This window comes from Cribrihabitans neustonicus, from assembly GCF_048820895.1.
Taxonomy (GTDB): domain Bacteria; phylum Pseudomonadota; class Alphaproteobacteria; order Rhodobacterales; family Rhodobacteraceae; genus Cribrihabitans_A; species Cribrihabitans_A neustonicus.
In genome coordinates this window covers 63,504-70,724 of record NZ_JBMERQ010000013.1, presented here as the reverse complement: position 1 = coordinate 70,724, position 7,221 = coordinate 63,504, and the positions used below count along the sequence as shown (strand labels likewise).

The window sequence follows — 7,221 nt, the reverse complement described above, 5'->3', positions numbered from 1 at the left end:
CACCGCCCAGAACCTCAGAAAGCTCGCAAAGCTCCTCCCTCCACCCCAAAACGCCCGCCTGGCATGACAGGCGCACGGCACGCCCTATCGACAGGCTACATCACAGCCGCCGAAGAACAGGCTTTTTCAACGGAATAGGCTGTAAGCGGACTCTCGCGAAGCAAAGGCAGACAGGCAGCTCTGGGCCATCCATACAGTTCGGCCCGTTTGGGTCAGGTCTCGACCGCCTCAGCTATGGCCCGGGCGTCTTCCAGTTCAACGCCGAGATTTCGTACGGTGCTGTCCATCTTGGTGCGGCCCTGCAAGGGCTGAACCGCTTGCAGGTTGCCGGTCTTGCGGTAGATGTGCGCGGCTTTGGTCCAGCGCTTCGAGTGCGTGTCGTACGATGCCGGGTTCAGCCCGATGGATTTCATTCATTCGCGCACGAGACGAGCGTATTGGTGCGTCGAGATGTGCAGCTGTTCGTGCAACCGGCCCGGCTATAGGAAATCGGAGCCGATCATGAGCGGCTCCTCCATCCAGCGCAGGGTTGACTTGCGCGTACCTTCTGCGATCTCGAAGCTAACTGGCCGCTGGGTCTTGTTCTGAATGATTGAAGCCCGCTCCTTGACCTGACCGGAGCTAAATATGTCGGCGATCTTCAGAGCCACGAGGTCCCTGCCGCGCTGCTCGTTGTCGATGGCGAGGTTGAAAAATGCTAGGCGGCGATGGTTCTTTGCGATCTCCAGGCGCACTCGGATGGCCCAGGCATACTTGGGCATGAGAGGACGCTTCTGGCCGACGACGCGGCCCCTGTTCCAGGCCGGACGGCAGGCGCGAATGGCAGGCAATTTGGAGATGGTCATGATGTTTCTCCCACCCGCCTCGATCCGCCTCAGCGCCAACCCGACATTGGCGGTCCGGATTTTCACGCCGCGTCGCGGTTGCGGAGAAGGTCTGGTCCGAGCCCAAGCCGCCGACACCGTGCTCACGCCTCTTCGCTAATGCAGCTTGCCGGTAGCAGCTCAAGCCTGACCAAGCGCTTATGTCTGCGCCGGAAAGTGCTGGCCTTCTCCGAAACGTCGTTTGCCTCAACCTATTTGCGTGTCAACGCAGTTGCAGAGGATCAGCCGGCTAGACAATTCCTGCCCTAGCACGTCTTGGCACTCCCGATTTTGTTCCAAAGCTCATCAGCAACGACGCCTATTGCCTGGTCTCTGCGCCTCATCCTGAAGATCGTGGTCCGGCGAAGAGGGAACCCTTCCAGGTTCAGGGAAAGCAAAGCCCCGGACTGGCGCTCCTCTTTCGTCATATGGTCAGGCAAGCCGCCCCAGCCCAGGCCGGCGAGGATCACCTTTTTCTTGGCCGCGAGATCGGAAACGGTTCATTTCAGCCCGCCTGGAAGCAGATCGCCGCTTTGTTCATGCGCAGCGCCGCCCGTGCCGGCGGCGACTACCTGCACATAGCTTTGCATTTCGGATTCCGACAAGGCGCGGGAACCGGCGGGCAGGTTCAAGCCGGGGCTGGCCACCGGCCGGATCGTTACCTCCGCAACCGGCTCTGCCTCAGCTTCGTCCCGTCGAGGGAAGCGAGCGCGATGTCCGCCTTGCCCTCCATCAGCCGGGCGATCGGGCTGCCCATCATTTCCATCCGAAGCCGAAGGTGGGTGACAGGGTGGCGCCGCCCGGTGTCCGCAAGCGCGGGCAGCAAAGGGTCAAGATCCATTGTAGCGCTTACGGCAATGTTTAGCTCCGGCTCTTCGCGGGCGCGCAGCCGGGCCGCGGTGGTCCGCAGCCCTTGCATCTGCCGCAGCACCCGGGATGCCTCGCGGTAGAAAATTTCGTCTGCCGGAGTGAGCGCGGGGCGGTAGGCCTCCCGGCTGAACAGCTCCAGCTCCAATAATGCTTCCAGCTGGCGGATTGTGTGGCTGATCGCCGACTGCGACTTGTGAAGACGCTCAGCCGCGCCGCGGAAGGTGCCGGTTGAGACAATTGCATCCAAGGCAATGAGCTGGGCGTGTTTCATCGGCTTCCAGAATGAACGATTTTTCTAATCATAATGCTGATAACACAATATTATCCATCAATCATGGGGGAGGGTAGTCAGAGGGCATCACCAACACAGGAGGCCATCATGAAACTCTACGGCAAACCCGGCGCCTGCCCCCTGGCAAGCCACATCGCCCTGCATGAAACCGGCCGCCCGTTTGAACTCGAGGCTGTCGATACCGCGGCGGTCCGGACCGAAAGCGGCGGGGATTACCGCGCGATCAACCCCAAAGGCTATGTTCCGGCCCTGGCCCTGGGCCTGGACGACGGCAGCGTTCTGACCGAAGGGGCGGCTGTTTTGCAGTATATCGCGGACAGCAGCCCGGAGGCAGGTCTGGCGTCGGCGGCTGGCACATTGGCCCTCGCCCGGATGCAGGAACAGCTCAAATGGATCGGGACCGAGCTGCACAAGGCTCTTGGCCCGCTTTTCCGCACGGCACGTCCGAGGCCGGCAAAGACTCGGCACGCACCGCCGTTGCACGCAAGTTCGACCTGATCGAGGCCCAACTGGAGGACGGCCGCGAGTGGCTGGTTGCAGGTCAGTTCTCGGTGGCTGATGCCTACCTGTTCGCGGTCTCGAACTGGGCGAATTTCACCGGCATCGACCTGGCCCGCTGGCCCAATCTGGCAGCCTTTGTGAGCCGCGGTGCCAAACGTCCGTCGGCTCAGGCTGCGATGCGCGCCGAAGGGCTGATCTAATGACTCCCGCCGATCACAAAGTCGTCGGCGAACTGATAGAGGCCTATTTCTAGGGTTTCCATCAAGCCGACAGCGCCATACTGCGCGAAGTCTTTCAGCCGCAGCTGGCCTATGTCAGCGCCACCGAAGGCGACGAACTGTATCTGGATCCTGAGCCCTACATGAGCCGTGTGGACAGGCGGGAGCCGCCCTCCAAACGCGGTGACCCGCGCGAGGATGAGATCCTGAAAATTGCTTTTGCCAGCGACCGGCTGGCCCGTCAGCGCCCGGATGGCGATTGGGGCGTCGGCGGCCTGCCGGTGCGGGAGTACCGGAAACAGGCGCAAGGATGACGCGGTCGACAGAGGCGCTGGGGATCACCTGCCCGGTGATCCAGGCGCCGATGGCCTTTGCCGCAGGCGGAGCGCTGGCCAGCGCTGTCTCAAATGCCGGCGGGCTGGGCGTGATCGGGGGCGCCTATGGCGATACTGAGTGGATCAGCCAGCATTTCGGCATCGCTGCGGGTGCCCGCGTGGGCTGCATGCTGATCACCTGGAAGCTGGCGGAGCAGCCGCAGCTGCTTGACCAGGTGCTGGCGCATGATCCGGCGGCAGTTTTCCTGTCCTTTGGCAACCCGGCGCCATTTGCGCCTGCGATCCGGGGACACCGGCGTGCCGCTGATCTGCCAGGTCCAGACCCTGCGCGATGCGTGGCAGGCGCTGGACTGCGGTGCAGACATCATTGTTGCGCAGGGTGCGGATGCCGGCGGCCATGGCGAGGCGCGCGGCACTTTTGCCCTGGTTCCCGAGATCGCGGACGAGATTGCGCGCCAGAACAGCAAATCGCTGCTCTGTGCCGCAGGAGGCATTACGGACGGGCGCGGACTTGCAGCGGCCCTGATGCTGGGGGGCGGATGGGGCGGTGATCGGCACCCGGTTTCGGGCCTCCCGCGAAGCCCTGGTGCATCCGCGCATTCTGGCCCACGCGCTGGAAGCAACGGGGGACGGCACGATCCGCACCCGGGTAGTGGACGCATTCCGGGGTTTCGACTGGCCAGGCCGCTGCATGGCTTGTTCAGAGCCGAGGCCATTCCCCCCCGCGGCACGCGGCGCATTTTCGAAGCCGCGGACTACGTAGTCCTGTCCGTTTTGGCTCGAGGTTCAAGCTGCAACAACGCAGACTTGGGGCGGCCCAAGTCTGTGACAAGCTTCCTGGCTGATGCGGCTTGCTTGTTCCCGCGGGTTCCTGTCAGCGCAGGCGGAGTTCCGTTTTGGCGTCGAAGAACATCGCGCTGGCCGGGTCGAAATCGACCAGGACGCTGCTGCCTTCCGGGATCGCCTCGTCGCCCTTTGTCTCGACCACAATACGCTCGCCCGTGGGAGTGTTGAGGTAATCGTAGGCCACGCCGCCGAGGCTCTCGCGGATGTCGACCGTCACCGGCGAGGGGGCTTCGCGGACCGCGAGGTGCTGGGGGCGCAAGCCGACGATGACACCGCCGCCGTCGCCGGGCAGGGTAACCGGGGCGGGGATCGCAATGTTGTCCAGCGCTGGCACGACGACCCGGCCGCCGGCAGCCTTTCCCGTCATGAAGTTCATGCTCGGAGAGCCGATGAAGCCTGCTACGAACTTGTTGTCAGGGTCCTGGTAAAGGTGCATTGGCGTGCCGACCTGCTCGATGTGGCCCGCGCGCAGCACCACGATCTTGTCGGCAAGCGTCATCGCCTCGACCTGGTCGTGGGTGACGTAGATCATCGTGGCGCCGATTTCTTTGTGCAGCCGCGCGATCTCAACGCGCATGTCGACGCGCAGCTCGGCGTCGAGGTTGGAAAGCGGCTCGTCGAACAGAAACACTTCGGGGCCACGCACGATGGCGCGGCCGATGGCGACACGCTGGCGCTGGCCGCCGGAGAGCGCCTTGGGCTTGCGGGAGAGGTAGTCGTCCAGCTTGAGGATGCGGCTGGCCTCGGACACTTTCGCCTTGATGGTGCGCTTGTCGACACCGTTCATTTTGAGCCCGAAGCCCATGTTCTCCTCGACCGACATATGCGGGTAAAGCGCGTAGGTCTGGAATACCATAGCCACACCGCGCTCGGCCGGGTCGGCCCGCGTGACGTCGCGCCCGCCGATCATGATGGCGCCGTCCGAAGTTTCCTCCAGCCCGGCGATCATCCGCAGGAGCGTGGACTTGCCGCAGCCCGAGGGGCCGACGAAGACGCAGAACTCGCCATCCGCGATCTGCAGGTCGACGCCGTGGATCACCTGGGCATTGCCATAGCGTTTGACGGCCTGTTGAAGTGCGACACCTGACATGGTTTTCCTCCCAAGTTTCCCGATGCGGCTATTGCGCCAGCGGATAGGGCCAGACCGCGGCTTCCGACCCAATCTGTGCCGCGGTCCGCAATAGCGCAGGCTGGAATTTTTCCAAATCCTCCAATGACATGCGGAACGCGGAGGTGACGACGGAAATGGCCCCGATCACCCGGTCTGCGCTGCCGTGGATCGGCGCGGCGATGCTGATGATGCCCTGTTCGTGTTCTTCGCGGTCGAAAGCTACGCCCGCGGCCCGGATCTGCTCCAGTTCGGAGCGCAGGGTGTCAGGGCCGGCGTGGGTTGCTGGGGTGAAGCTTTGGTATAGCTGCCGCTCCAGCGCCTCCCGCTGCCGGGCTTCGTCCATGAAGGCCAGCATGACCTTGCCGACGCCCGTGCAATGTGCGGGGGATCGGCGGCCCGGGCGGGCCATGGTTTGGAATCCCTGTTCGGGCGTCACCTTCTCGATGAACACCACGCGGCTGTTTTCCATCTGAGCCAGATGCACAGTTTCGCCGACGTCCTCGGCAAGCGTTCTCAAGAAGGGCCGTGCCATCGGAGCAAGTGAGGACTGGTCCCAGGCATGGCGCGCGATCCGCACCAGCCGCATGCCGGGCACATAGACTTGGCGGTCGGTATCATAGGCCAGCATGCCCTGGCTGGTGAGGGTCTGCAGGATCCGGTGCAGAGTCGCTTTGGGGTACGGGCTGGCCTCAAGAACTTCGGAAAACCGCACTGCGCGGCCGAAGGCCACAACGATATCGAGGATATCCATGGCCTTTCCGACTGTACCGTCTGCGCCTGCCTGCTTGTTCATCGTCCTGAGCCACTGAGAATTTCGGGGACCTGCTCCTGAAGGCAGCCATTGACTCCATAACAATCTGAAACTATGGTGTCAATAATTAAAACAATAGTTCCAATATATGGAACAAGTAATTTGGGAAACTGTCTGGAGGAGAAAGGGAGAGACATGATCCGGAGAGCAAATAAGCTGACAGCGGCACTGGCCGCGTCGACCCTCATCGCATCGGCGGCCTTTGCGGGCGAGCTGGTGATCAATACCGATACGTCCGACCCCGCGCCCAAGGCGGCTTTTGAAGCGCTGATCGCCGGTTTCGAGGCTGAGCATCCCGACGTGAAGGTGACTTGGAACCTGTTTGACCACGAAGGCTACAAAACCTCGATCCGCAACTTCCTGACCGCCGACGCGCCGGACCTGGCGAGCTGGTATGCCGGCAACCGGATGCTGCCCTATGTGAATGCAGGGCTGTTCGAGCCGGTGGATGACGTCTGGGAGGCAAATGGCTTGTCGGACACCTTGGGCTCGGCGCTCGGCTCGATGACCATCGATGGCAAGATCTGGGGCGTGCCCTACACCTACTATCAGTGGGGGGTCTACTACCGGAAAGACCTGTTCGAGGAGCACGGCATTGAGGTCCCCGCGAACTGGGAGGAGTTCAAGGCGGCCGGTGCCAAGCTGAAGGAGGCAGGTATCACTCCGGTGACCATCGGCACCAAGTACCTGTGGACCGCAGGCGGCGTCTTTGACTACCTGAACCTGCGCACCAACGGCTATGACTTTCACATGGCGCTGACCAAGGGTGAGGTGCCCTGGACCGACGAGCGGGTGAAGGCGACCTTCAGCAACTGGAAGGAGCTGATCGACGCAGGCTTCTTCCTCGATAACCACGCCGCCTATTCCTGGCAGGAGGCGCTGGCGCCAATGGTGCAGGGCGAGGCGGCGATGTACGTGATGGGCAACTTCGCCGTGGCACCGCTGCGCGAAGCGGGGCTGACCGATGACCAGCTGGGCTTCTTCCAGTTCCCGCAAATCAACCCCGAAGTGCCAATGGCCGAAGAGGCGCCGACCGACACGATGCACATCCCGGCCAACGCCAAGAACAAGGCTGACGCCAAGAAGTTCCTGGCCTACCTCGCGCGCGCCGAGGTGCAGACCGAGATCAACAAAACGCTCGGCCAGCTGCCGATCAACAAGAACTCCGAAGTGGGTGACGACAAGTTCCTGCAGGCAGGCTACGAGATGCTGTCCTCGACGGAAGGCGGAATTGCGCAGTTCTTCGACCGTGACGCGCCGGCCGAAATGGCCAAGGCGGGCATGGAGGGTTTTCAGGAGTTCATGGTCAAGCCCGAGCGCATGGACAAGATCCTGGAGCGGCTCGAGAAAGTCCGCCAGCGCGTTTACAACTGA

9 protein-coding genes and 4 pseudogenes are annotated in these 7,221 nt (G+C 62.7%); 6 read left to right on the top strand and 7 right to left on the bottom strand.

Translation table 11 applies throughout. From position 1 onward, the window contains the following. Positions 1-212: 212 nt before the first annotated feature. The 4 genes and pseudogenes from ACOHWE_RS18005 to ACOHWE_RS17990 all read right to left on the bottom strand — a co-directional run bounded on the left by ACOHWE_RS18005 (position 213) and on the right by ACOHWE_RS17990 (position 2,004). Positions 213-845 (bottom strand): annotated as a pseudogene (locus tag ACOHWE_RS18005) (tyrosine-type recombinase/integrase). A gap of 284 nt (positions 846-1,129) precedes the next feature. After that, entirely contained in the window at positions 1,130-1,333 is a 204-nt protein-coding gene (locus tag ACOHWE_RS18000) for a hypothetical protein (RefSeq protein ID WP_420668112.1), read from the bottom strand. 30 nt (positions 1,334-1,363) lie between these two features. Continuing rightward, positions 1,364-1,495, bottom strand: coding sequence for a hypothetical protein (locus ACOHWE_RS17995; RefSeq protein ID WP_420668111.1), 132 nt, complete (start codon positions 1,493-1,495; stop codon positions 1,364-1,366). A 26-nt stretch (positions 1,496-1,521) separates the two neighbouring features. Further along, the gene (locus ACOHWE_RS17990; RefSeq protein ID WP_420668110.1) at positions 1,522-2,004 is read right to left on the bottom strand and encodes a LysR family transcriptional regulator; all 483 of its coding nucleotides are present in this window, start codon (positions 2,002-2,004) and stop codon (positions 1,522-1,524) included. Between the two features lie 108 nt (positions 2,005-2,112). Here ACOHWE_RS17990 and ACOHWE_RS17985 point away from each other — a divergent pair, with 108 nt between their 5' ends. From ACOHWE_RS17985 to ACOHWE_RS17970, 4 genes and pseudogenes are all read left to right on the top strand, one after another. Further along, complete coding sequence (locus ACOHWE_RS17985; protein ID WP_420668109.1) at positions 2,113-2,523, top strand: glutathione S-transferase N-terminal domain-containing protein; 411 nt, start codon at positions 2,113-2,115, stop codon at positions 2,521-2,523. Then, positions 2,415-2,726, top strand: coding sequence for a glutathione binding-like protein (locus ACOHWE_RS17980; RefSeq protein ID WP_420668108.1), 312 nt, complete (start codon positions 2,415-2,417; stop codon positions 2,724-2,726). The genes ACOHWE_RS17985 and ACOHWE_RS17980 overlap by 109 nt, the downstream gene beginning before the upstream one ends. A gap of 65 nt (positions 2,727-2,791) precedes the next feature. Further along, positions 2,792-3,058: pseudogene (locus ACOHWE_RS17975) on the top strand (nuclear transport factor 2 family protein); the annotation flags it as partial. After that, positions 3,055-3,132 (top strand): annotated as a pseudogene (locus tag ACOHWE_RS17970) (hypothetical protein); the annotation flags it as partial. The pseudogenes ACOHWE_RS17975 and ACOHWE_RS17970, both read left to right, overlap by 4 nt. 15 nt (positions 3,133-3,147) lie before the next feature. Here the strand turns inward: ACOHWE_RS17970 and ACOHWE_RS17965 are convergent. Beyond that, the gene (locus ACOHWE_RS17965) at positions 3,148-3,306 is read right to left on the bottom strand and encodes a hypothetical protein (RefSeq protein WP_420668115.1); all 159 of its coding nucleotides are present in this window, start codon (positions 3,304-3,306) and stop codon (positions 3,148-3,150) included. Here ACOHWE_RS17965 and ACOHWE_RS17960 point away from each other — a divergent pair. Continuing rightward, positions 3,305-3,553: pseudogene (locus ACOHWE_RS17960) on the top strand (nitronate monooxygenase); the annotation flags it as partial. The gene ACOHWE_RS17965 and the pseudogene ACOHWE_RS17960 sit on opposite strands and share 2 nt — an antisense overlap. 400 nt (positions 3,554-3,953) lie before the next feature. Here the strand turns inward: ACOHWE_RS17960 and ACOHWE_RS17955 are convergent. Continuing rightward, on the bottom strand, positions 3,954-5,015 hold the full coding sequence (locus ACOHWE_RS17955; protein WP_420668107.1) for an ABC transporter ATP-binding protein: 1,062 nt from the start codon (positions 5,013-5,015) through the stop codon (positions 3,954-3,956). A 28-nt stretch (positions 5,016-5,043) separates the two neighbouring features. Then, the gene (locus ACOHWE_RS17950) at positions 5,044-5,829 is read right to left on the bottom strand and encodes an IclR family transcriptional regulator (protein WP_420668106.1); all 786 of its coding nucleotides are present in this window, start codon (positions 5,827-5,829) and stop codon (positions 5,044-5,046) included. A 153-nt stretch (positions 5,830-5,982) separates the two neighbouring features. Here ACOHWE_RS17950 and ACOHWE_RS17945 point away from each other — a divergent pair, with 153 nt between their 5' ends. Beyond that, on the top strand, positions 5,983-7,221 hold the full coding sequence (locus ACOHWE_RS17945; RefSeq protein ID WP_420668105.1) for an ABC transporter substrate-binding protein: 1,239 nt from the start codon (positions 5,983-5,985) through the stop codon (positions 7,219-7,221).